The sequence below is a fragment of the Stenotrophomonas sp. 24(2023) genome (genome assembly GCF_030913365.1).
Taxonomy (GTDB): Bacteria; Pseudomonadota; Gammaproteobacteria; order Xanthomonadales; family Xanthomonadaceae; genus Stenotrophomonas.
Window position 1 is genome coordinate 4,143,853 of sequence record NZ_CP133160.1, and the last position, 23,372, is coordinate 4,167,224.

Consider the following 23,372-nt stretch of genomic DNA (forward strand, 5'->3'; position numbering starts at 1 on the left):
AACCCCGCTCAAACGCCGTGTCGGTAAGTGTGCTCGACAATCTCGCTGGCAACATCGTCCTCTTCCAGGCTGAACTCGATGTAGCCATCGTGTTCGCTGAAGACGGCCACGCCCTTTGCCGCATCGGTGACGCAGAACGAGAGCGGTATGGCGATGGTGAAGCCGGTCGGACGTCTCAGCTCGACCCGGGTATCGCTGGAAAAATCGCGGGCGCCCAGTCCATTCTCGCGAAGGGTCTGCGCCGGCCGCCCCAGCTTTTCTGACAGCTCGGTGGCCCAGTCGCGGACAACGATCATGGGAGGGCGAAGGGGTTTCATCTGCATGCGGTCAGGTTCCGGGTGTGCTTTCCGGACGGTACCACTGCCGCACGATCTTCGCTTTACCCTGCCCCGCCTCGCCCGCTGGGCCATGGCCAACGCCACGGCCCAGCGATGCTGCATGGCGTGGGCTCAGCCCTGCCCGGCCAGTTCAGCGCGGATGATTGCCGCACCGGCACTCAGGGCGTGCAGCTTGCCGCGGGCCACGCTGCGGGCCAGCGGGGCCATGCCGCAGTTGGTGGAGGGGTACAGCTTGTCGGCATCGACGAACTGCAGGGCCTTGCGCAGGGTGTTGGCCACCTCTTCCGGTGTTTCCACCGTGTTGGAGGCCACATCGATGGCGCCCACCATCACCTTCTTGCCGCGCACCAGCTCGATCAGGTCGATCGGCACGTGCGAGTTGTGGCACTCCAGCGAGATGATGTCGATGTTGGAGGTCTGCAGCTTCGGGAACGACTCTTCGTACTGGCGCCATTCCGAACCGAGCGTCTGCTTCCAGTCGGTGTTGGCCTTGATGCCGTAGCCGTAGCAGATGTGCACGGCGGTTTCGCACTTCAGGCCTTCGATGGCGCGTTCCAGCGTGGCCACGCCCCAGTCGTTCACTTCATCGAAGAACACGTTGAAGGCCGGCTCATCGAACTGGATGATGTCCACGCCGGCCGCTTCCAGCTCGCGCGCTTCCTGGTTGAGGATCTTGGCGAATTCCCAGGCCAGCTTTTCGCGGCTCTTGTAGTGGGCGTCGTACAGGGTGTCGATCATGGTCATCGGGCCCGGCAGCGCCCACTTGATCGGTTGCTTGGTCTGCGTGCGCAGGAACCTGGCGTCTTCCACGAACACCGGCTTGGGGCGGCTGACGGCACCGACCACGGTCGGCACGCTGGCATCGTAGCGGTCGCGGATGCGCACGGTTTCGCGCTTCTCGAAATCGACGCCGCTGAGGTTTTCGATGAAGGTGGTGACGAAATGCTGGCGGGTCTGCTCGCCGTCGCTGACGATATCGATGCCGGCGTGCTGCTGTTCCTGCAGGGACAGGCGCAGCGCGTCCTGCTTGCCTTCGATCAGTTCCTCGTCCTGCAGCTTCCAGGGCGACCAGAGTTTTTCAGGCTGGGCCAGCCAGGCGGGCTTGGGCAGGCTGCCGGCGGTCGAGGTGGGCAGTAGTTTCTTCATGGGGCGATGGTTCTTGTGTCCGGTTGGCGAAGGGGAAGTCAGCGGGCGGCCCACTGTTCAAGCACGGTGCGGTACGGCTTGATGAAATGTTCTTCGGTGAAACGGCCCTGCTTGACCGCCAGCTGGCTGCGCTCTTCGCGGTCGTAGACGATGCGGGTGGACGAATAGTCCTGGTGCTTCAGGCTGGGCTGGTAGACCTTGCCGGCCACCGAATTGGCGTTGTAGATCTCCGGGCGGTAGATCTTCTGGAAGGCTTCCATGGTGCTGATGGTGCCGATCAGCTCCAGGTTGGAGTAGTCGCCCAGCAGGTCGCCCTGGAAGTAGAACGCCAGCGGGGCCACGCTGCCCGGCGGCATGAAGTAGCGCACCTGCAGGCCCATCTTCCCGAAGTACTCGTCGGTCGGGGAAAACTCGCCCTGGCGGTATTCCACGCCCAGGATGGGGTGATGGTTCTCGGTGCGGTGGTAGGTCTTGCTGCTGGACACGCTGATGCAGATGACCGGCGGCTTGTCGAAGTGCTCGCGGTAGGCGCCCGACCCCAGGAAGTGCTTGAACAGCTTGCCGTGCAGGTCGCCAAAGCCCTCGGGAATGCCGAAGGTGGCCTTGCCCTCGTTGCTGGCCGGCAGCACGACGCTGAAATCGTAATCACGCACGTAGGAGGAAAAATTGTTGCCCACGATGCCCTCGATGCGGGCGCCGGTGTGCGTGTCCACGACGGTGGGGCGCAGCATTTCGATCAGCGGGAAGGCATCGTCACCGCTGTGGGCATCGATGTGCATTTCCACCGAGATGATATCCAGTTCCACTGCGTAGCGGTCGGCGCTGGGGTTGTCCCAGTGCGCCAGGTCGTTGCAGCGGTTGTTGATCATCGCCAGCGTGTTGCGCAGGTTTTCCTGGCGGCGTTCGCCCCGGGCCAGGTTGGCGAAGTTGGTGGTGATGCGCGTGCCTTCGGCCGGCTGGTAGTGCTCGTCGAAGGGGATGCGGGTGATGCTGAAGGTGAAGTCGTGGTTCGTCATGGCCTGCGTTCTGGCTGGCGGGATGGCATCCGGATGCCTGTCGGGCGCATCCGGCATTCAAAGGAATCGGCGTGGGCCGTGTCAGGCCGCCACCACCTTGGCGACGGCAGTGGTGGTGGTGCGGTGGGCCAGCGCCAGCAGCGGCAACGCCCGTTGCACCGCCAGCCGCGCCCGCTGTACCAGGGCTTCGTCGTGCACCCGGCCATCGGCGAAATCGCGGTCGGTGGCGTAGATGCCCAGCGGCAAGGTGCGGGCCTGGAAGAAACTGAAGAGCGGCCGCAGCTGGTGGTCGATCACCAGCGCATGGCGCTCGCTGCCACCGGTGGCGGCCAGCAGGATGGGCGTATCGACCAGCGCATCCTGGTCGATGAAATCGAAGAAATGCTTGAACAGCCCGGTGTACGAACCGCGGTAGACCGGGGTGGCCACCACCAGCACATCGGCCTGTTCAACGGCGGCCAGCTCCCGCTCCACGGTGTCCGGCAGCTGCGAGCGCCAGAGGGCGCCGGCCAGGTGCGGGGCCAGCTGGCCCAGTTCGATCAGGTGCGGTTGGCACGGCACTTCCTCGCCGATCAGGTCCAGCAGGTGCTGGGCCAGGGTGGCTGCCCGGGAGGGGCGTTGCAGCCCGCCGGAGACAGCAACGATGCGCAGGGGACGTGTCATGTGTTCGCTTTCCTGGGAAGGGGCGGTTCGGTGGGGGAACCGCTGGGGTGCACTCCCCTGCCCGGCCAGGTGGCCAGGGTGAGGAACAACCAAAGGCATGTGCCGATGCTAGTCAGGCCTGTCCATGACGTAAAATGGTTTTACTTCACATATCCATGAGTGGGATTCATCGTCATGCTTGAGCGCATCCACCTCAGCATCGTGCAGCAGGTCGAGCAGCAGGGGTCGCTGACGGCCGCGGCGGGCGTGTTGAACCTGACCCAGTCGGCGCTGAGCCACAGCATGAAGAAGCTGGAACAGCAGCTGGGCACCGATGTCTGGCTGCGCGAAGGCCGCAGCCTGCGCCTGACCCAGGCCGGCCAATACCTGCTGGCGGTGGCCAACCGGGTGCTGCCGCAGCTGGACCTGGCCGAGGAACGGCTGGGCCAGTTCGCGCAGGGCGAGCGTGGCGCGCTGCGCATCGGCATGGAGTGCCACCCCTGCTACCAGTGGCTGCTGAAGATCGTCTCGCCCTACCTGGCCGCCTGGCCGGATGTGGATGTGGACGTGAAGCAGAAGTTCCAGTTCGGCGGCATCGGCGCCCTGTTCGGCTATGAGATCGACCTGCTGGTCACGCCCGATCCGCTGCTGAAGCCGGGGCTGACGTTCGTGCCGGTGTTCGATTACGAGCAGGTGCTGGTGGTGGCCAAGGACCACGCGCTGGCCAAGGTGGATTACGTGAAGCCGCGCCAGCTGACCCAGGAAGTGCTCATCAGCTACCCGGTGCCGTTCGAGCGGCTGGACATCTACAACCAGTTCCTGCTGCCGGCCGGGGTGACGCCGCGCCGCCACAAGAGCATCGAAACCACCGACATCATGATGCAGATGGTGGCCAGTGGCCGGGGCGTGGCCGCCATGCCGCGCTGGCTGGTGGAGGAATACGCGGCCAAGATGGAGGTCGTGCCGGTGCGGCTGGGTGCCAAGGGCATTCCCAAGCAGATCTACCTGGGCGCGCGCGCCTCGGACACCGCCATCGACTACCTGCGCGCCTTCGTTGACCTGGCCCGCAAGGGCCCGCCGGCCGCCACTGCCACTGCCACTGCCACTGCCACCGGCACAGACTGATGGCCGCGCGCGATCTGGTCGACACCTGCACGCTGGAGGTGACGGCCAAGGACATCCCCGCGCTGGCGGCCGTGGCGGGCCGGATCCGTCCGGGCACGGCGATCTCCATTCCCTACCTGCCACGCGAGGATGACGACGCGCGGCTGGCAGCGGCGCGGGCCGTGCGCGAGCTGGGGTTCACGCCGATGCCGCACCTGTCCGCACGGCGCATCGGCTCGCTGGCCGCACTGGACCGCTTCCTGCAGCGGGCGGTCGCCGACGCCGGGGTTGAGCGTTGTTTCGTGATTGCCGGTGATCCGCCGGTGCCCGCCGGCCCGTTTGCCGACAGTGCCGCGCTCATCGGAACGGGCCTGCTGGAACGTGCCGGCATCCGCATGGTGGGCGTGGGCGGGCACCCCGAAGGCCATCCGGCGATGACGGTAGCCCAGGGCTGGCAGGTGCTGGGCGACAAGTGCCGGGACATCCAGCAGCGCGGCATGGCGCCGCTGATCATCACCCAGTTCGCTTTCGATGCCGGCGTGGTGCTGGCCTGGTTGGACACGCTGCGCGCACAGGGCATCGGCCACCCGGTGCGGATCGGCGTACCGGGACCGGCCAGCATCCCCCTGCTCGCGCGCTATGCGGCGATGTGCGGGGTGAGTGCCAGCGCATCGGTGCTGTCCCGGTACGGTATTTCGATCGGCCGGCTGCTCGGCACCGCCGGGCCGGATGTGTTCGTCGATCGCCTGGCTGCCGGGCTGGCCGGGACTTCGGCGCCGGTCGGCCTGCATCTGTTCCCGTTCGGGGGCATCGCGCGGTCGCTGGACTGGATGGAGCGGTACCGCCTGCGCGACGGGCAGTAATGTCCGCAGGAATGCCCGGCCTTCCGCCCCTACTCCGCAAACCCGGCCGTCCAGGACTTCGCTAGTCTGCACGTGTCGCGCGCCGTCGGCCGCGTGCACCGCTGTTCCGGGCGGTGCCTTCCGGTGACCGCTGTACTTTCATGAGGATCAGGCAATGCGAAGGCTGGATCGGGGCCGTATCGGGCGGTGTGTCACCTGGGTGGCCGCTGCTGGGGTTCTGCCGTTCTGCGCGGCCGCCTTGCCGCTGGACATCATGCAGGTACCGGGCGGCAACTTCCCGCAGATTGCCGAAAACTACCTGCTGCAGGATTTCGATGCGCAGGATCGGCCGGAAGAAGTGCAGATCACCAACATCCTGCAGAACCGCTACTTCTATTCGAACTGCTTCGAACCGGCCAGCTGCCATCGCGGCGCGCCGGAAGGCGCGGTGGTGTTCCGGGTGCCGTCCGGGTTTGCCAGCACCCCCAACAGCCACTACCCCCGGGTGGAGCTGAGGGCCAAGCGCAACTTCATGCTGGGCAGCACGTTCGACATCACCCAGTCGGGCGACGCCTACATCGTGCAGAACCCGCAGACACGCTCGATCATCATTGCCCAGATCCATGGCGACAAGGCCGGGGGCTCGGAACTGCTGAAGCTGCGCTGGGACGATGGGGCCATCGTGGCCGGAACGAAGGAACACTACGGTGATCCGGAAAACAGGACGCCCCTGCTGACCGGCGTCGCGCTTGGCCAGAAGATCAGCTACACGATCGAGGCCCAGGGCATGGGCACCGGCATGCATCTGCGGATCACCGTTGCTGCCGAGGGCCGCACCTCGACCCAGCACTTCGACTTCCCGGCGTCGGGATGGAGCGATGTGGCGTTGTACTTCAAGGCCGGCAACTACAACCAGAGTTCAAGCCCGGACGGCGGCACGGCCATCGTGGCGTACAGCGCGCTGGACATTCGTTACCGGTGAGGCTGTGCGCCTGTATCACGCGGGCAATCGGCAGCCATACGGCAGCTGAATCCCGGCGGCTTCTGGGGCTGCAACAATACAGTTAAGCTGTATTGTTTGCGGGCCCGGGCACTCTCGTCCGGCAGTCAACGGAGCTGCCATGAACACCGCATCGCCATCGCCAAAGCAGGTCGTGCAACGCTTCAATCATGAGGTGATCGAGCAGGGACGTCTCGATTCGTTCCAGGCGCTGATGGCGCCTGACTTCATCAACTGGTCGGCCCCTCCCGGCGCGCCGCGTGATGGTTCGGGCATGTGGATCACGTTCGAGGATTACCTGCGGCCCGCCCTGAGCGGCCTGCAGGTCGAGATCCACGAGCAGATCTGCGAGGGCGAGAAGGTCACCACGCGCAAGACGATCCACGGGCGGCACACCGGTGCGCTGATGGGCGTGCCGGCCACCGGGCGTGAGGTGCATATCGATGTCATCGACATCGTGACCGTCCGCGACGGGCGCTATGCCGAGCACTGGGGCATGAACACCCTGTCCGAGGTACTGGCGCAGTTGAGGTCGGCATGAGCGGGCCGCCGCGCCGCCCGCCTGCCGGCGACAGCCCGGAGGTCCTGGCCGAGACGCTGCGTTCAACCATCGGGCGCTTCGTGCGCACGGTGCGCAGCCAGAGTGGCTCCCCGCGTGATGCACAGGCCGATGCGCTGGCCGATCTTGCCCATGCGGGTTCATTGAGCATCGCGGCCCTGGCCGAAAACCGCGGCGTCACCCATCAGTCCATGCGCCTGGTGCTGGCTCGGCTGGAACAGGAGCAGCTGATCGAGCGCAAGCCGGACCCTGCCGACGGCCGAAGCGTGCTGATGACCTTGACCGATGCCGGCTGGCACGCCGCCCGGCAGGACCGCCAGATCCGCTCACGCTGGCTGGCACAGGCCATTGAATCGCGGTTGTCGGCCAAGGAGCAGGCCGACCTTGAGCGGGCCCTTCCGCTGCTGCTGCGGCTGATCGACGCCGAATGAAACGGTAGGGCAAATGGCCTGCAGCGGCGCTACTGCCCGGCGCCCTGCTCTTCCAGTGACGCCTGCAGCAGGCCGATATAGGTATCGAGCCGGATGCGGATTGCCACCAGCAGCAGGCCAGCGCCGTACATCATGAAGATGGCCAGCAGCAACACGCCGGTTACCAGGTTCACGTCGAACGCGCCGGCCCAGTCGCCCCATTCCCACCCACGGAACTGCAGGTAGAGGGCGATCAGCAACGGGAACGGCCCCAGCTTGTCCATGCCGCCGTACATCAGCCCCATCCGTTCGCCCATGCGTTGCCGCAGCGTGGTGGCAAAGCGCAACCGCTGCTCCCGTTGTTGGCGGGGGAAGCTGCGCAGCTGGTTGATTACCTGCAGCCAGCAGGCAAAGTCGCCATCCATCTCGGCGGCGTGGTTCAGGCGCGGCGTGGCGTATTGCCGCCACTCGCGGCGGAGCATCAGGACATAGGCGAGCAGCATGCCGCCGATCTCCACTGCCAGGCAGACGATGGCGATGACAAGCGCCCAGGCCGACGGAATCACCTTCTGCCCGAACAGGCCGACCAGGATGCCAAGGATGGCCGCGGCAATGGCGTAACGGAATGCCGCCTGTTCAAGGCGAGAGGCCTTAGGGTAGATGCTCTGGTCAACGTAGGCCTGCACCTGCTGATACAGCCACGAGAAGCTCAGCGCCTGCGCCTCTGGCAGGCCACCGGTCCGTTCTGTTGCGACAACATCCCTGTCCACTGTCTTTCCTCCCCTGGAATGGCGCAGCTGGCCACCGTGCTGCGCAGACTAGCGCTGCGCCAGCGTGCCTCGCAACACGCGGTGCCGCCCGTCTACCCTGTCATCCGGGCCTCAATCGAGTGCAAACGCCACCACCTTGCCGTCCTCGTCCACGCGCACGGTATACGGCATCAACACGCCGGGGCCGAATTCGGCGACGTAGTCGTGCAGCGTCCCGCGTTCGCCCTGCCGGTCACCCTTGAACACCATGCGGGTGGGGGCGCCGTAGCCGCGCAGGCTGCGGCTCAGGCCGGCGCCCAGCCCGGCCGCGAGGCGCTGCCCGAGGCTGGCACTGAACGCCCCATAGCCTGCGCCGGCCTGCAGTTGCTGGAACGACGCCCGTGCATTGGCGGTGACATCGGCGCGCTCACCGGCCACCGGTTGCTCCCAGGCCGCCACCTGCTGCGGCTGCAGCGCCGCGAATACCGCGTTGGTGAGGGTGATGCCCGGTTCGGGCGATTTGTCGCCCAGGTTGGTGAAGGCGATGATGCGCAGCTTCTGCGCCGGGAAGTACTCATCTGCAGTGGTGAAGCCCTGCGAACCGCCGGTATGGCCGATGCGGGGCTGGCCGTAGACGGTGTTGACGAACAGCCCCAGCCCGTAATCGGCGGGCTTGCCATCGGCGATGCTGACCGACGTGGTCATGTCGGCATAGCCCGCGCTGGACACGATCGTGCCGCCACTCAGGCCGGCATCCCAGCGGGCCAGGTCATCCAGCGTGCTGACCAGGAAGCCGGCCGGGCCACTCCAGTCCGGGTGGAAGTACGGGGAGCGCTTCAGTGCGCCGGCTTCATGCCGGTAGCCGACGGCCATGCCGGACAGGCGGTTCTTGTCGGCCAGGGTGAAGGTATGGCGCATGCCCAACGGGTCCAGCAGGTGCTGCTGTACGTACGCACGGTAGGACTGCCCGGAGACGGTTTCGATCACCTTGCCCAGCAGCAGGTAACCGGTGTTGGAGTACGACCAGCGCGAGCCGGGCGCGAAATCGAGCGGCCTGTCGGCGATGCGCGCAATGATCTCTGCATAGCTGGCCGGCTGCGTGATGCGCTGGTCGACCTCCTGCTCGGGGCCGTCGAAGTACTCGTGCAGGCCGCTGGTGTGGGACAACAGCTGCCGCAAGGTCACCGCGCCAGCGTGCGGGGCATCGGGCACGTAGGTGGCCAGGGTGTCATCCAGCTTCAGCTTGCCCGCTTCCTGCAGCTGCACGATCGCGGCGGCCGTGAACTGCTTGGTGATCGAGCCGATCTCGAACGGCGTATCGGTGCGCACCGGCAGCCTGCGCTCGCGATCGCGCAGGCCATACGCGCGTGCATACACCTGCTGGCCATCCTGGATGACGGCCAGCGCAGCGCCGGGAACCGCGAAACGCTGCATGACCTGCTGCACCTGGGCATCGATGCGCTGTGCGGTCGCAGCGTCCAGCGGTGCCACCGGCGCCGTGGCCAGGGCGCCCGGGGCGGCCCCGGCGGCGCTGCCACACGCGATGAGTGCCAACAGAAGGCCGCGTGCCGCCAGACGAACGTGCCGGGGATTCATGTCGATCTGCCCTATTATTCAAATTTGATCTATATTTTGAAATATGAGCAAGGCCCCCGCAAGCCCCCCTGTCGCCGCCCTGGCGCTGACGCCCGCACAGCTTGGCGTGCTGGCCTCATCCACGCGGCTGGCGATCATCCAGCGCCTGGACGTGGACGGTCAGGCCAGCGCACGCGAACTGGCCGAGCGGCTTGGCCGCCCGGTTACGGCGCTGTACCACCACATGGTGCAGCTGGAAAACGCCGGGCTGATCGCCGTGGTCGGGCAGCGCGCCACCGGGCGCCGGCCGGAGGCGGTCTACGCCGTGGTGTCACGGCAGCTGTCATCGGCCGACGCGATGCGCACCGCCAGCGGGCGCAGGAACCTGGCCAAGGTGGCGGCCAGTGCGGTGGGGGCCAGCCTGCGGGCGTTTGCCGCCATGGTGACCAGCGCGGCGGCGCGTTTCGAGGGCCCACAGCGCAACTGCACGGTACGCCACCTGGCCTTCCGCGCGGACGCGGCGCGGCTGGCGCGCCTCAATGCGTTGATCGATGCGCTCGAGCAGGCGGGCCTGGAAGCCGGCGACGCGGGTGACAGCATGTTGATGACGGTGGTGCTCACCCAGGTGCCGGCCCGGCGCGGGGAATGAACGCCGGGTGCCCGCTTCAGCGGCGGGCGGCGTCCGCTTCCGGCGCCAGGGTCTGCACCACCCTGCCCTGCGCATCCAGGAATTCGATGGCCCCGTAGCCCTCCGGCGTGACCGTCAGCCGCAGGCGCGCCCGGTCCTGGGCGTCATTGAGGGCAATGGCCGGTGTGCCATTGCTGCCGACGATCAGGGTGATCCGCGTGGGTGTCTGCACGCCGGGCACCAGCCGGTTGTCCAGTTTTGGCTCGCGCACCAGCGGCGGGGCCTGGTTGATGGAGAACCGCACCTCGCCATCGGGTGATACGCGCCAGCCGATGGCATCCATGGCCGGGTGGTCCAGCGCCAGTACCGCCATGCCACCGTTCACATCGGCAGTGCCGAAGCCGCCGCGTTCGCTGCCCTTGTCGTCGTACAGCACCATGCCCGCGACGTTGAACGCGCGTTTGTACTGGATCCCATCGATGATCGGCGCGGGTGTCTGCCCGGACAGGGTCATGCGGATCACGCCGTTGTCATCGACGATATCCAGCCGCCGGGCGGTGATGCGTTCCCTGTCCGGGGTGTCCACGCGTGTCTGTGGTGCGCGGTTGACGATCAGCGGTTGCAGCTGCTCCACGGAGGGACGCCGTGGGGCGGCGGGCTCGGCGGCCCATACGGTCGTGGTCAGTACGGCGGCCAGGGCCATCAACACGCGTCCGGTGGTTCGCATCATGTCTCCCTTGCAGGTGGGTGTTCGCCGCGCAGCAGGCGCATCCAGGCATCGAAGCCCTGCAGGAACCGCTGCAGCCGCTTCAGCGTGGCGGCATCGGCATAGCCGGTGCCGGGTTCGATGCCGGTGCCGGCCTCGGCGATGTACAGCTGGGGGGCGGTCATGGTCAGTGCGCCCATCGCCGCCAGGGCGTGGCGCAGCTGCGACTGTGCCAGCCGCGTGCCCCAGTGGCCAGGGGTGGCGCCCATGATCGCCACCGGCTTGCCTGCCAGGACGGCACCGTAGCGGGCATCGTCGCGTGAGAGCCAATCCAGGGTGTTCTTCAGCACGCCTGGCAGCGATTGGTTGTACTCGGGGGTGGCCATCAGCACGCCATCGGCGGCGGCAATGGCGGCGCGCAGGCGCGTCACGCCGGTTGGCCCGCCGGCCGTACCGGCTTCCAGGTCTTCATCGAACAGCGGCACATCGGCGATGCTGTCGTGCACGGTCACGCTGATGCCGGACGGTGCGGCCTCGGCCGCGGCATCGAGCAGGCGCCGGTTGTAGCTGTTGCGGCGCAGGCTGCCAGCGAAGGCCAGTACGCGCAGCGGCGTGGGGGCAAGGGACATCCTGGTACTCCCGGGGTGATCGGTGCGGAATGGAGCGATGCAGGCGGCCGCACGCTGACGCGGCGTGCAACCACCGGCCGGGTATCATGCCGCGTCCCTGACGCCTGCGACCATCGTGCCTGCGCCCTGCAGGCCGGCCCCACCCCTGAACGTTGCGCGTGAACGCTGCCATGCCCCTGCCTTCTTCATCCCTGCTGATCTGGGGCATCGCCGCCGTCGCCATCCAGGGCATCCTCTTCCGCCCCTGGCGCGTGCCCGAGTACGTGTGGGCGCTGGGGGCGGCACTGCTGCTGGTCCTCACCGGCCTGCTGCCACTGCAGGGGGCGGCCTGGGCCATTGCCCAGGGAAAGGAGGTCTACCTGTTCCTGGCCGGCATGATGGTGCTGGCCGAGCTGGCGCGGCAGGAAGGGCTGTTCGACTGGTTGGCCCTGTATGCCGTGCGGCACGCCCGCGGCTCGGGGCGCCGGCTGTTCGATCTGGTGTTCCTGGTGGGCACGCTGGTGACCATCTTCCTGTCCAACGATGCCACTGCGGTGGTGTTGACGCCGGCCGTGTACGCGGCCTGCCGCGCGGCGCGCACCGATCCGCTGCCCTATCTGTTCGTGTGCGCCTTCATCGCCAACGCGGCCAGCTTCGTGCTGCCCATTTCCAACCCCGCCAACCTGGTGGTGTTTGGTTCGCACATGCCATCGCTGTGGGACTGGTTGCGGCAGTTCACCCTGCCGTCGCTGGGGGCGATCGTGGCCACCTACCTGGCGTTGCGGTTCACCCAGCGCAGGCACATCGCCATGCCGGTGGCCGTGCAACTGGAACCGCGCACGCTGTCTGCCGAGGGCCGGCTGTGTGCGCTGGGGGTGGCGGCCACCGGCATCGCCCTGCTGGTGACATCGGCCCTGCAGGGCCCACTGGGCTGGGTGACGTTCGCGGCGGGCCTGGCGACCCTGCTGGCCGTGCACCTGCGCCGCCGCAGCACCCCGCTGCCGGTGCTGCGCCATGTGGCCTGGGGCGTGCTGCCCCTGGTGGCGGGGCTGTTCGTGCTGGTCGAAGCCGTCGCGCAGACCGGGGTGATTCGGCTGGCGGCACAGGCGCTGGAATCGGTAGCGCAGGCCTCGCCCACGGCAGCCGGATGGTGGGCCGGGCTGGCGGCGGCCGGCCTGAGCAACCTGGCCAACAACCTGCCGATCGGCCTGGTGGCCGGATCGGTCGGCCAGATGGCGGACCTGCCGATGCAGGCGCGGGCGGCCCTTCTGATCGGCGTGGACCTAGGCCCGAACCTGTCGGTCACCGGCTCGCTGGCGACGATGCTGTGGCTGCTCGCGCTTCGCCGCGAAGGCCAGCAGGTGAGTGCGCTGGGCTTCCTGCGCCTGGGGCTGTGGGTGATGCCGCCGGCGCTGGTGCTGGCCTTGCTGCTGTTGGGATGAAGTTCACGCTGCGCGGGCGGCGCGGGCGCTCAGGCCCGCAGCGACCGCCAATGCGCAGGCAATGAGCAGCGTGGCGATGGCGAACGCCTCACGCACCGTGCCGGGTGCAGCGCCATCGGGGGCGACCGCGAAAAACACACCGCCGACAAGGGCAACCGATACGGCGGCCCCGATCTGCAGCGTTGCGCTGACCAGCCCCGCCGCCAGCCCGGCCCAACGCACATCGACCCGATCCACGCTCAGGCGCACCAGAGCAGGCAGCGCGATACCCTGCCCCATACCGATGAGGAACAGCGGCACCGGCAGCCAGGATGGCCGGTCGGCCAGGGCGGACACCGCCGTCGCCACCAGCCCGGCACTTTCCATCGCCATGCCGGCGGCAGCGGTGCGCGCGCCCAGCCACCGCGCGATGCGTGGGCCGCATAGCGGGCCCAGGAAGAAGCCCGCCCCCAAAGGCAGCACCGCCAGCCCGGCGGCAAGTGCGTCGTGGCCCAGCCCAGCCTGTTCGTAGATCGCAAAGACCAGGAAGAAGGCGGCCAGCGCATAGAAGAAGAACGTTGCCAGCAGCGTTCGCCGCAGGCCCGGCGAGGCCAGCACGGTGGGCACCACCAGCGGGCTGCCGCCGCGGTGCTCCTGCTGGCGTTCATGCTGCCAGAACAGCCACAGCAACGGCACGCTGGTGGCCAGCAGCGCGATGTACCCTGCGGGCCACCCGTGCGTGCGCCCTTCGATAAGTGGTACGACCAGCGCGAGCAGGCCTGCCGCCAGCAGCACGGCGCCGGTGACATCCAACCGTGCGGCGCGCTGGCCATGGCTTTCGCGCAGCAGCCCGCACGCTGCCGGCACCGCGGTGGCGACAATAGGCAGGTTGATCAGGAATACGCTGCGCCAACCCAGGCCGAACGGGCTGGCGGTGATCAGCAGCCCACCCAGCAGTTGGCCGCCCACGGCGGCCAAACCGATCGTGGCGCCATACAGGCTGAGCGCGCGCCCTTTTTCGTGTGCGGGAAACAGCACGTGGATCGATGCCAGCGATTGTGGTGCCATGACCGCCGCTGCAATGCCCTGCAACAACCGGCCCGCCACCAGCCCGCCTGTCGACGTCGCCAGCCCGCACAGCGCCGATGCCAGCCCAAAGCCCAGCAGCCCGGTGATGAAGAGGCGCCGGCGGCCGAACAGGTCGCCAAGCCGCCCCCCCAGGATCAGGGTGACGGCGTAGGCGGCGGCGTACACCGACACGACCAGCTGGGCGACATCCGAGGCTGCGCCCATGTCGTCACGGATGGCAGGCAGGGCCACGTTGACGATGAAGAAATCCAGCGGTGGCAGCAGCGTGCCGATCAACAGTACCGGCAGGGCGAGCCAGCGGCGTGGATCGAGGCTGGCCATCGTGGCCGTGGAATCAGCCGGTGCCATGGCGTATCAGCGCATGCCGCCGGAGGCCAGGAGGACCTCGCCGGTCACCCAACGGGCATCATCGGAAGCCAGCCAGGCAACGATCGGGGCGATGTCCTGCACCTGCCCGATACGGCCCAGCGGTGTCAGGCCCTCATTCCAGGCCTGGAATTCAGACCCCATCACACCGGCCGCATGCGTGCCGTCGGTTTCGATCAGGCCGGGATTGACGGCGTTGACGCGGATGCCGCGCGGACCCAGTTCACGGGACAGCACGCCGGTGATGGCGTCCAATGCCCCCTTGGTGCCGGTATAGATGGCGCTTTCGACAGGCAGGATGCGGGTGACGAAGGAACTGATGTTGATGATGCTGGCGCCGTTGCCCAGATGCGGCACGGCCGCGCCGGTCACCAGCAGTGGGCCGAGGACATTGATGTCGAACTGCTGGCGGTAGCGTTCCTCGGTGCTGTCTTCAATGCTGGCGAAGGCGTAGACGCCGGCGTTGTTGACCACGATGTCCAGCCGGCCGAAATGATCAATCGTGGCCCGCACCAGGGCATCGACCTGGACCTTGCTGCGCACGTCCGCGGCAATGGCGAGCGCCTCGCCGCCCGCCGCGCGGATGCCGGCAACCACGCTGTCTGCCTCGGCACTGGCGGAGGCATAGTTGACGATGACCTTGGCCCCATCGGCGGCCAGACGGCGGGCGATGGCCGCACCGATTCCCTTTGACGCCCCGGTAACCAGGGCGACCTTGTTGCTCAGACTGCTCATGTTGGTGTTCCACTCCGGAAAGGGTCGTGCGCGCCGTTGAGGCGGCAGGCCGGCATCGTGCTTCCTGCACGATTGTTTGTGGAGTGGCTTTTATGCATATTCTTTGTACATTTTTGAACGGCGGATGCTTGGATGGAGTGGAGTGACGTGCGCATCTTCCTGGCGGTGGCCCGCAGCGGCTCGCTGGGGGAAGCCGCGCGGCGCCTGGGGGTGAGCCATCCCACGGTGGGCCGCCGGGTGAAGGTGCTGGAGGACGAGGCCGGCCAGGCCCTGTTCCGCAGAACCCGTGAGGGGCTGGTGCTGACCGATGCCGGCGATGGGGTGCAGGCGCTGGCCGAGGCCATGGAGGAGGCAGCACTGTCCATGGAGCGCCGATTGGCCGGCACCCAGGGCGGTCTGGAAGGCCTCCTGCGGATTTCCTCAGCGGATTGGTTTGCCGGGCATGTGCTGGCGCCGGTGCTGGTGGAACTGGCCTGTCGGCACCCGGCGGTGGTACCGGAGGTGATCGCCAGCTACCGGCTGCTGGATCTGTCACGCCGTGATGCGGATGTAGCGTTCCGCATCGTGCCCTTCAGCGAACCGGATATCGTCCAGCGTCGCCTCATGACGATGCACTACGGCCTGTATGGCACGGCCGCCACCGCCGATGGGGTGCGCAGCGATCCGGCCTCGGTCGGCCTGATCCTGATGAACAGCGCGCAGTCACATTTCCCCGACGTGGCCTGGCTGCTCGAACGGTTTCCGCGGTCGCCTCGCGTGTTCACCAGTACCAGCCGTTCGGTGCAGGCCCAGCTGTGCGCACGCGGTCTGGGTATGGCGGTGCTGCCTGTGCCGGTGGGCAATGCGGTGCCGGGCCTGCAGCGCATCGATGGGCCGGGCACGCCGCCATCACGGGATATCTGGGTGGGCTACCACCGGGATCTGCGGCACATGGCGCGCCTGCGTGCCCTGCTGGACATTGCCGATGCCGTGCTGGGCGACATGCCGGCCAACGGCTGACGGCGCAGGGCGCCCTCAGGCATGGCGCAGGAAGCGCGCCGGTGACATCCCCGCATGCCGCGCGAAGGCCACGCTGAAGGTTTCCGCGCTGGCGTACCCTACCCGCTCGGCAACCTGCTCCAGGCCCAGCCCGCCGGCACGCAGCAGCCGCTTGGCCAGTGCCATGCGCCAGGTCAGCAGGTATTCCATCGGCGCGATGCCCAGCACGCGGGTGAACCGGGCCGAGAACGCCGAGCGCGACAAGGCCGCTTCCTGGGCCAGGCCGGCGACGCTCCAGCCGTGGCCGGGCCGGGCATGCATCGAACGCAGTGCGCCGGCCAGGCGCTCGTCGGCCAGGCCGCGCACCAGCCCGCCATCGGCGGGCCCGGACTGGCTGCGCAGTGCTTCGATCAGCAGGACATCCAGCAGCCGTTCCAGCACGACATCACGCCCGGGGCGCTGTGCGCGGGATTCTTCGCCGACCATCTGCACCAGCGCCGCCAGCCGGGCCTGCCCGCGCACCCGGACCAGCTGCGGCAGCAGGGGCACCAGCAGGGCCGCATCGGGCGAGCCGAACTGGCAATGGCCGATCTGCATGTGCAGTTCGGCCGGCCCATCGGGGGTGCCGATGCGGAACTGGTTTTCCCCCAGGTGCACGGGGAGGCTGGCCGGGGTATCGGGCGGGGCGTGCAGGCTGGTGTTCACCAGGGTGTGCACCGCCGGTGCCAGCACGAAATCACCCGCCTGCAGGATGACCGGCGGACCAGCATCCACCGACAGCCGGCACTGCCCCTGCAGTACAGCGGCATAGAAGGGATCGCCCTGCCCTTCGCGCTCGATGCGCCAGTGGCCGGCGCCCTCCAGCCGCTTGGAAAAGCGGGCGGTGGGGTGCAGCAGGGTCACGATCTCGGTCAACGGATCGGCCATGACAGGACGTTCTATGGGAAACAATGGACGTTTGATTGTAGTGCGTCCGACCATCTGCGGCGATCCTGATCCCCCGATCCTTTGGATGCCCCTGATGTCGACTGTCATGATTACCGGCTGTTCTTCCGGCTTCGGCCTGGAAACCGCCGAGCTGTTCCTTGCCCGTGGCTGGCATGTCGTTGCCACGATGCGTACCCCGCGTCCGGCATTGCTGCCGGCATCGCCGCACCTGCGCATCCTGCCGCTGGACATCACCGACCCGGCCAGCATCGCGCATGCGGTGGCCGAGGCCGGCCCGATCGACGCGCTGGTGAACAATGCCGGCTTCGGTGCACCTGTGCCGGTGGAACTGACCCCGCTGGATACCGCTCGCGCCCTGTTTGAAACCAACACGCTGGGCACGCTGGCGATGACCCAGGCGGTGCTGCCACAGCTGCGCGAGCGCGGCAGTGGCGTGATCGTCAATGTCACGTCTTCGGTCACGTTGCGGCCGCTGCCGATGGTGGGCGTGTACAGCGCGAGCAAGGCGGCGGTGAATGCGTTCACCCAGTCCCTGGCGCTGGAAGTGGAACCTTTCGGGGTACGGGTACGCCTGGTGCTGCCCGGCCGCGCACCGGGCACGCGTTTCGGCGCCAATGCCGGCCCGCACCTGGGCGGGCAGGATCACCCGGCCTATGCGCCGCTGGTGGCCCGTGTGATCGAAGGCTTCCGTGATGCAAGCGGGCCGATCACCGAAGCGGCCGATGTGGCCGAGGCGGTGTGGCAGGCCGTGACCGACCCTGCCACGCCGGTGCGCACAGCCGCCGGTGCCGATGCACAGGCATGGATGGCCGCCGTGGGCTGAGGGCTGTGGGCCCGTCCCGGGGCGGCAGGGAATTCCTGCCGCCCCGGGGCATTGCCGGTGGATGGCCGGCCAAGGGGCTATTCGCAGTTACGACGGCATTGGGTGTAGGTGCGTGAACACTCGGTGCGGGCTTCGGGGCTGACGGCATGCGGCAGGCACGCATCCAGATCCTTGTTGCACTGGACGTAGCAGGCGTTCAATACCTGCGGATCGATCCCCGAGTGCAGCGCATCGGGGGCGTCAGTCCCCTTCTGGTGCTGGAGCGGAGTGACGTTCGAACAGCCGGCCATCACCAACATGGCCAAGGCCGGCAGCAGCATAGTGCGATGCATGGGCGTCTCCGGTGTGGTTGTGGAAGAGCACGTGCGGCTAGAGGCTCCACTTCTTCCCGAATATCTTTCCCCGGGGCGTGCCGACCTTCACGCGTGGGATGAGATCGGCCGCGGTGGCACCGAAATTGTCGAGCGCACGGCCGGCTTCGGCGCTCAGGTTGGAGCTGAGCCGGCCGATTTCCCTGTTCACGTCCACCGCTGCACGGGCCATCATCGCCGGGTCGCTGGCCAGCCGCGCGGCACGCCAAGCGGTGTAGGCCGGGTTCGATTTGCCCAGCGCCCTGGCCAGTTCATCGTCGATCTTCTGATAGGCCTGGGAAATCGTATTGTTCTTGCCGAAGCAGCCGTTGTTGCCGACACCCTGGGTGAGGCACTTGTCGAGTTCGGAAATCAACAGCCGCCCGCCGGTACACAGCGCGAATGCCTTGGGGTTGCCACCGGTCTGCATGGCACATTCAATGGCGATGGTGGCTTCGGCGTTGGGGTTGAGCTGTTGCCAGAGCATCGGGCCGAAGGCGCACGCTCCCAGGTTCCAGTAGCTGGGCTGCTGCCCGGTCTGCAGGTTCTGGCGCGCGCACTGGACCAGACTCATGATCTTCGGATCAACACGCCCTTCGGCCAGGCAGAGCGGATAGGCATTCCAGTTGGTCTGATGCTTGGCATAACACTGGCGTACGCGCTGCAGATCCGCCTGTTCCTGCCCGCCCATGTTGGCCGCCAGCAGGCACAGCGCGGTTTCGTTGCGGGTCAGGCTGGTCTGGCTGCACGCGTAGATCTTCTGTTCCCTGCTGCCCAGCGACTGTTTCAGGACGCAATCGTAGAACGCCGCCCCGTTGCCACCTGCCCCTGCCAGGCACGTGGGCAATGCGGCTTCCTTCACCAGTACCGGGCTGGAGATGTGCACGCCTTCGCCGAACAGGTGCGAGGGAAGCGCGCCCGGCGCGATCATGCTTGGCGCCGGGTTCAGGCCGGGCACATCACCGGCCAGCACGGACCCTTCAAACCCCATGGCATAGCCAACAAACTGCGTGGGGGGCGTAGGCATCGGGCGTGGGAACTGATTGGCGAAATCGGCGCTGAAGGCGCAGCCGCCGATGCGGTTGACCCAGCCATTCTGGCCGATGGTGATGAAATCGCCGTTGCGTGCGATCCAGAACTGCAGCCCGGCAATGCCCGACTGCACCGCCAGCAGGTGCATGCCCGATGGGTCCGGTGCGGCCGGCACGAGGGTCGGCGGCTTGTTCCGTCCGTTCTGGTAGACCTGCAGCCCGGCGGTCTTGAAGAAGTAACCGTTGGGCGCGACGTTGGTGAATTCAAAAAGCGGATAGCGCTGATTTGCCACGCCATCATCACAGTATCCGACTTGGACCTGTGCGCTGGCGGCAGCGCACGCAAAAAGGGCGCAAAGCAGCAGCGCCACACGCATCATCCTGCTGTTCATGGCTTCTTCCCCTGTAGTGTGTGGCAGAGGGGAAACGCAGTTGCCGGACCCCTATGCCATGCCTGGGCTACACGTCGTCTGGAACGTTGGGCCAGTTGCGATAAGCGATCGACCTCATCGAAACATGAGGGTTGCCGGATGGCCCAGGGCACCCCTGCCCCGGGCTGGCACGGACAGCTTGCCGCACTTGCGGCGGGGACTCAACGTGGGGTGGGCCGGCGCCTGCCCGGTGCCGGCCGGGCTCAGCGCCGTCCCAGGCGCGCCAGCAGGTGCCGCAGGCCACGCCGCCGCCGGCGCACGAACTGGCCCAGCTGGTGGCAGCCCAGCAGGGCCAACAGGCGCAGAAGAAGGGTGACGATGCCCGGCAGCGCCATCAGGGCGGCGGCGAGCACCAGCAGGCAGTCCAGGGCGAGCACGGCGGAGGGAGCGGCCAGTAGAAGGGAACGGACTGGCGGCAGGCACCGGCAGCAACGGGGCGGCCGGTGGTTCCGGTACGCGTGGTTACTACTTACGGCGTGGCTGAGGCCGGAGGCAAGCGCCGGGCGCCCGGGGTGACAAAGTCCCCACCGGCAGTCAAGGGCGGTCGCGCCCCATCAAACACGGTTACACAACAGGCCGCCGGCACGGGCCGCAGGCCCGGCCGGCGGCCAGAACGGAAGGCGCGGTGGCTTCAGCCCTCGCCCGCCATCATCACCGCGTACAGCATCCAGGTGGTGTGCGGAATCCACTGCTCCACCCAGCGCCACTGCTCCGAATTGGGGCCCGGGGCAAAGGCGATGCCCGCACCGCGGTCACTGCCGACCGCGCCGGTGATGCCATTGGAGATGCCACCGACGAACATCTCGCCGGCGCTTTCCAGCACGATGGGCGGATTCTTCGCGCCGAAGCCGTACAGCATCGACATGCCATAGGGGTTGCGGCCCAGGGTCCAGTCCAGCTGGTCCTGTGCGTAGGCGGCCTGCGCGGTGGACAGCGGCTTGCCGGCGCCGGCCGTCATCGCTGCACTGAGCGAGGCCAGGCGCGCGCTTTCACCCTGCCACCAGTAGTCGGTTTCGTTACGGTGTGGAATGAAGAAGCCTTCCAGCACCGGGCCGCTGGCCTTGCCGCCGGTGGTCAGCTGGAAGCGCTGGCGCGCGTAGCCATAGGGGTTGGCCACGCTGCCGGTGATGGCCAGTTCGTGGGCCAGCGCCGAGGTGACCGCCGCACGGGCGCGCTGCTGGCGTTGTGTGTCTGGTTCGATGGCGGCATAGGCCACCAGGCTGATGACCGGCAGGCCCGCTTCAGCGGCGTGGTAGTACGGCCGCTGCCCACCATCGCTGATGAAGCCGCCATCGCGCGTCTGCCGCGCCATCAGGCTGGTCGCGCGCGCGCGCGCATCATCCAGGTAGCGCTGCTCACCGGTGGCATGGTGCAGCTCCACCAGCGCCATCAGTGCGGTGTAGTCGTCGATGATGTTTTCCTTGCCATCGGCGCCGTACTGCGCGTTGAAGCGGCGGAGGTGATCGTAGGCGCGCTGTGCGTCGGCCAGGTACTGCGCACCGTCGAATTCGCCATGGCGGCCACTGTTCCTGGCCAGCAGCGAGGCGCGGGCCAGCGCGGCGATGGCCATGCCGCCACCGGCACGGAACGCCGAGCGGTACAGGGGCGTGTAGGTACCGGCCGCCCCTTCGTAACCGGTCACCATGCGTTCGGCACCCGGGGTGCCCCACTGGTCGAACACGGTGGTATAGAAGTAGCCCTGCGCATCGAGGATGCGGTGCAGGTAGTCGGCGCCCCAGAAGGCTTCGTCTTCCACCTGGGCCTGCAGGCCCTGCGCACTGAACCGCGCCTTGCGCACATCGGCGCCATAGGCCAGCACCCAGGCCGCCATCGACGCCTGCTGCGGATTGAAATGGTTGGCGTAGCCAAGGTGGGACAGGTACTTGCCCTTGTCGCCACCGGCATCCTGCCAGCCGCCCCAGACATCGACTTTGCGGTTGGTCTGGAAGATGCGCACGCTGCGGTCGGCCGGGTCCGTATGGCGGCTGCGGTGGAAGTAGTCCAGCAGCGCCTTGGCCGTGGTGGCGAACAGCGCATTGTCAGCCACCACCACCGGCGCGGAGCTGGCCTGCCGGCTGCCGATACGCACGTCGACCTGATAGCGGCCGGCCTGGTCGGCGCTGGAAAAATCGACGCTGTAGTACTGCTTGCCCTTGCCCCATTCGCTGAAGGCCGGCAGCGGCTGCAGCGTGCCCTGGGCGAGCGGCGTGCCGTCGCGCAGCACGGTATAGGTACCGCCGCTGCCCTGCCCGGCATATTCGACGATGGCCCGCTTGGGGCCGGTGCGTTCCAGGGCCACCTGGTTGATCTGCACCAGCAACGGCGCGGTGGGCAGGTGAACGGAAACCTTGGCCGTGGCGGTGTGCGGCGCGGCGGCATGGGCGCTGCCTGCGGCTGACAGGGCCAGCGCCAGCGCGCTGAGGTGGAGCCTGGTCCTGCGGGACTGCGACAGAAGGGTCATGTGCATGGTTCCGGATAGACTAGGCACAGGAACCTAGCCGAGCTGTCGCTGCCCGTCAATAAATACTTCACATGGATGTATGAATAGTCGGGCGATACTACCCTCCCCCACGAACCCCTGGTTTCAACGCCTATGAACCTTGGCCGCGGCGCCACCCAGCAATCCAGCGCCCCCTACAACCGCCGCCTCGTGCTGGATTTCATCCGCCAGCACGGGGCCGCTTCGCGCAAGGACATCCAGGAAAAGGTGTCGCTGAGCCCGCAGACGGTGGCGAACATCACCAATGAACTGGAATCCATCGGCCTGATCGTGTCGCGCCGGCAGAAGGACCTCAAATCGCGCGGGCAGCCGCCGATCGCCTTCGAGATCAACCCCGACGCCGGGCAGTCGATCGGCATCAGCCTGGAACCCGGGCGCGCCAGCGGTGCGCTGGTGAACCTGGTCGGCAGCATCGATGCGCGCTGCCAGGTGCAGCTGCAGGGGTGCGACCGTGCCCAGCTGCTGGCCGGCCTGCTGGAACTGGTGGCCACGCTGCGCCGCCAGGCCAGCTCGCGCCTGTGGGGCATCGGCGTTGCCCTGCCCGGCCCGCTGGGCGACACCGAACTGAGCTTCGTCGGCCCCACCGCGCTGGAAGGCTGGAAGGACCTGTCCATCCTGGACCAGCTGCAGGAAGCCACCGGGCTGCCCCTGTTCCACAGCGTGGACAGCGTGGCCGGCGCGCTGGGCGAAACGCTGTACGGCGTGGCCCGGCACCTGGACAACTTCTTCTACCTGCACCTGAGCATGGGCCTGGGCGGTTCGCTGATCGTCGGCCGCAGCACCTACCGCGGTGCCGATGGCAATGCCACCGAGATCGGCCACGTGCCGGTGGTGCCGGGCGGAACGCCCTGCTATTGCGGCAACCAGGGCTGCCTGGAGCGCTACCTTTCGCTGCATTCGCTGGCCGAAGCGCTCGGCCTGGACGATGGCCAGATCCGCACGGCGGACCTGCTGGCACGCCTGGACGATCCGGACGACCAGGCGCTGCAGCAGTGGTGCACCCAGGCCGGCCAGCGCCTGCGCGATGCGGTGTGCATGATCGAGAACCTGCTTGACCCGCAGACGATCGTCATCGGGGGCTCGGCCCCGCAGAAGCTGGTACAGCGCCTGGTCGAACTGGCCCACCCGCTGCACCGTTCGGTACGTGGGCGGCCGGTGGCCGAGCTGCCACGCATCATGATGTCCCAGCGCGAAGAGGACTGTTCGTTGCTGGGGGCGGCGGTACTGCCGATCCACGAACTGCTGTCGCCGCGGCTGGATGTGCTGCAGAAAGACGACCCGACCGACGCCCCGGCCGAGCTGCTGGGCCGCCGCGCGGCACTGGGAGGCCGCCGTATTTAATTAAACTTCCACTGGATATATGTATTGACAGGCTGA

At 67.5% G+C, this 23,372-nt stretch carries 25 protein-coding genes; 10 read left to right on the forward strand and 15 right to left on the reverse strand.

The window, feature by feature from the left end:
* Positions 1-8: 8 nt before the first annotated feature.
* From Q9R17_RS18900 to msuE, 4 genes are all read right to left on the reverse strand, one after another.
* A complete protein-coding gene (locus Q9R17_RS18900; RefSeq protein WP_308156112.1) occupies positions 9-323 on the reverse strand; it encodes a hypothetical protein in 315 nt (104 codons plus the stop codon).
* 126 nt (positions 324-449) lie between these two features.
* Positions 450-1,484, reverse strand: a complete 1,035-nt coding sequence (locus Q9R17_RS18905) for a methionine synthase (RefSeq protein ID WP_308156113.1) — start codon at positions 1,482-1,484, stop codon at positions 450-452.
* Between the two features lie 38 nt (positions 1,485-1,522).
* Positions 1,523-2,500: a DUF1852 domain-containing protein gene (locus Q9R17_RS18910; protein ID WP_308156114.1), complete on the reverse strand. Its 978-nt coding sequence runs from the start codon at positions 2,498-2,500 to the stop codon at positions 1,523-1,525.
* Between the two features lie 81 nt (positions 2,501-2,581).
* Complete coding sequence (gene msuE / locus Q9R17_RS18915) at positions 2,582-3,163, reverse strand: FMN reductase (RefSeq protein ID WP_308156115.1); 582 nt, start codon at positions 3,161-3,163, stop codon at positions 2,582-2,584.
* A 174-nt stretch (positions 3,164-3,337) separates the two neighbouring features.
* On the opposite strand from msuE, the gene Q9R17_RS18920 reads away from it, so the two are divergent.
* From Q9R17_RS18920 to Q9R17_RS18940, 5 genes are all read left to right on the forward strand, one after another.
* On the forward strand, positions 3,338-4,267 hold the full coding sequence (locus Q9R17_RS18920; protein ID WP_308156116.1) for a LysR family transcriptional regulator: 930 nt from the start codon (positions 3,338-3,340) through the stop codon (positions 4,265-4,267).
* Positions 4,267-5,109 carry a methylenetetrahydrofolate reductase gene (locus tag Q9R17_RS18925; RefSeq protein WP_308156117.1) on the forward strand — a complete coding sequence of 281 codons (843 nt, stop codon included), beginning with the start codon at positions 4,267-4,269 and terminating at the stop codon, positions 5,107-5,109. Before Q9R17_RS18920 ends, Q9R17_RS18925 begins: the two co-directional genes overlap by 1 nt.
* A gap of 154 nt (positions 5,110-5,263) precedes the next feature.
* Positions 5,264-6,070, forward strand: a complete 807-nt coding sequence (locus Q9R17_RS18930) for a polysaccharide lyase family 7 protein (RefSeq protein ID WP_308156118.1) — start codon at positions 5,264-5,266, stop codon at positions 6,068-6,070.
* Positions 6,071-6,209: 139 nt separating this feature from the next.
* Complete coding sequence (locus Q9R17_RS18935; RefSeq protein ID WP_308156119.1) at positions 6,210-6,629, forward strand: ester cyclase; 420 nt, start codon at positions 6,210-6,212, stop codon at positions 6,627-6,629.
* Positions 6,626-7,078 carry a MarR family transcriptional regulator gene (locus Q9R17_RS18940; RefSeq protein WP_308156120.1) on the forward strand — a complete coding sequence of 151 codons (453 nt, stop codon included), beginning with the start codon at positions 6,626-6,628 and terminating at the stop codon, positions 7,076-7,078. Before Q9R17_RS18935 ends, Q9R17_RS18940 begins: the two co-directional genes overlap by 4 nt.
* Before the next feature lie 29 nt (positions 7,079-7,107).
* Here Q9R17_RS18940 and Q9R17_RS18945 read toward each other — a convergent pair whose 3' ends face one another.
* Positions 7,108-7,827, reverse strand: coding sequence for a hypothetical protein (locus Q9R17_RS18945; RefSeq protein ID WP_308156121.1), 720 nt, complete (start codon positions 7,825-7,827; stop codon positions 7,108-7,110).
* 111 nt (positions 7,828-7,938) lie between these two features.
* Positions 7,939-9,360: a serine hydrolase domain-containing protein gene (locus Q9R17_RS18950; RefSeq protein WP_308156122.1), complete on the reverse strand. Its 1,422-nt coding sequence runs from the start codon at positions 9,358-9,360 to the stop codon at positions 7,939-7,941.
* A gap of 85 nt (positions 9,361-9,445) precedes the next feature.
* Between Q9R17_RS18950 and Q9R17_RS18955 the strand changes: the two genes are divergently transcribed.
* Positions 9,446-10,030: a helix-turn-helix domain-containing protein gene (locus Q9R17_RS18955; protein ID WP_308156123.1), complete on the forward strand. Its 585-nt coding sequence runs from the start codon at positions 9,446-9,448 to the stop codon at positions 10,028-10,030.
* A gap of 16 nt (positions 10,031-10,046) precedes the next feature.
* On the opposite strand, the gene Q9R17_RS18960 is transcribed toward Q9R17_RS18955, so the two are convergent.
* Positions 10,047-10,736, reverse strand: coding sequence for a hypothetical protein (locus tag Q9R17_RS18960; RefSeq protein WP_308156124.1), 690 nt, complete (start codon positions 10,734-10,736; stop codon positions 10,047-10,049).
* Positions 10,736-11,344, reverse strand: coding sequence for an NAD(P)H-dependent oxidoreductase (locus Q9R17_RS18965; protein WP_308156125.1), 609 nt, complete (start codon positions 11,342-11,344; stop codon positions 10,736-10,738). Before Q9R17_RS18965 ends, Q9R17_RS18960 begins: the two co-directional genes overlap by 1 nt.
* Positions 11,345-11,514: 170 nt before the next feature.
* Here Q9R17_RS18965 and Q9R17_RS18970 point away from each other — a divergent pair, with 170 nt between their 5' ends.
* Positions 11,515-12,765 carry an arsenic transporter gene (locus Q9R17_RS18970; RefSeq protein ID WP_308156126.1) on the forward strand — a complete coding sequence of 417 codons (1,251 nt, stop codon included), beginning with the start codon at positions 11,515-11,517 and terminating at the stop codon, positions 12,763-12,765.
* Positions 12,766-12,768: 3 nt separating this feature from the next.
* Here Q9R17_RS18970 and Q9R17_RS18975 read toward each other — a convergent pair whose 3' ends face one another.
* Positions 12,769-14,181, reverse strand: coding sequence for an MFS transporter (locus tag Q9R17_RS18975; protein ID WP_308156127.1), 1,413 nt, complete (start codon positions 14,179-14,181; stop codon positions 12,769-12,771).
* A 6-nt stretch (positions 14,182-14,187) separates the two neighbouring features.
* The gene (locus tag Q9R17_RS18980) at positions 14,188-14,934 is read right to left on the reverse strand and encodes a glucose 1-dehydrogenase (protein ID WP_308156128.1); all 747 of its coding nucleotides are present in this window, start codon (positions 14,932-14,934) and stop codon (positions 14,188-14,190) included.
* A 147-nt stretch (positions 14,935-15,081) separates the two neighbouring features.
* Here Q9R17_RS18980 and Q9R17_RS18985 point away from each other — a divergent pair, with 147 nt between their 5' ends.
* The gene (locus tag Q9R17_RS18985) at positions 15,082-15,933 is read left to right on the forward strand and encodes a LysR family transcriptional regulator (RefSeq protein WP_308156129.1); all 852 of its coding nucleotides are present in this window, start codon (positions 15,082-15,084) and stop codon (positions 15,931-15,933) included.
* A gap of 15 nt (positions 15,934-15,948) precedes the next feature.
* Here Q9R17_RS18985 and Q9R17_RS18990 read toward each other — a convergent pair whose 3' ends face one another.
* The gene (locus Q9R17_RS18990; RefSeq protein WP_308156130.1) at positions 15,949-16,839 is read right to left on the reverse strand and encodes an AraC family transcriptional regulator; all 891 of its coding nucleotides are present in this window, start codon (positions 16,837-16,839) and stop codon (positions 15,949-15,951) included.
* A 94-nt stretch (positions 16,840-16,933) separates the two neighbouring features.
* Between Q9R17_RS18990 and Q9R17_RS18995 the strand changes: the two genes are divergently transcribed.
* Complete coding sequence (locus Q9R17_RS18995; protein WP_308156131.1) at positions 16,934-17,683, forward strand: SDR family oxidoreductase; 750 nt, start codon at positions 16,934-16,936, stop codon at positions 17,681-17,683.
* Positions 17,684-17,760: 77 nt separating this feature from the next.
* On the opposite strand, the gene Q9R17_RS19000 is transcribed toward Q9R17_RS18995, so the two are convergent.
* From Q9R17_RS19000 to Q9R17_RS19015, 4 genes are all read right to left on the reverse strand, one after another.
* Positions 17,761-18,003, reverse strand: a complete 243-nt coding sequence (locus tag Q9R17_RS19000) for a hypothetical protein (RefSeq protein WP_308156132.1) — start codon at positions 18,001-18,003, stop codon at positions 17,761-17,763.
* A 49-nt stretch (positions 18,004-18,052) separates the two neighbouring features.
* Entirely contained in the window at positions 18,053-19,456 is a 1,404-nt protein-coding gene (locus Q9R17_RS19005) for a hypothetical protein (protein WP_308156133.1), read from the reverse strand.
* Positions 19,457-19,698: 242 nt separating this feature from the next.
* Positions 19,699-19,872: a hypothetical protein gene (locus Q9R17_RS19010; protein ID WP_308156134.1), complete on the reverse strand. Its 174-nt coding sequence runs from the start codon at positions 19,870-19,872 to the stop codon at positions 19,699-19,701.
* Between the two features lie 254 nt (positions 19,873-20,126).
* On the reverse strand, positions 20,127-21,956 hold the full coding sequence (locus Q9R17_RS19015) for a glycoside hydrolase family 9 protein (protein ID WP_308156135.1): 1,830 nt from the start codon (positions 21,954-21,956) through the stop codon (positions 20,127-20,129).
* Positions 21,957-22,088: 132 nt separating this feature from the next.
* On the opposite strand from Q9R17_RS19015, the gene Q9R17_RS19020 reads away from it, so the two are divergent.
* Positions 22,089-23,336, forward strand: a complete 1,248-nt coding sequence (locus tag Q9R17_RS19020; RefSeq protein WP_308156136.1) for an ROK family transcriptional regulator — start codon at positions 22,089-22,091, stop codon at positions 23,334-23,336.
* Positions 23,337-23,372: the final 36 nt, after the last annotated feature.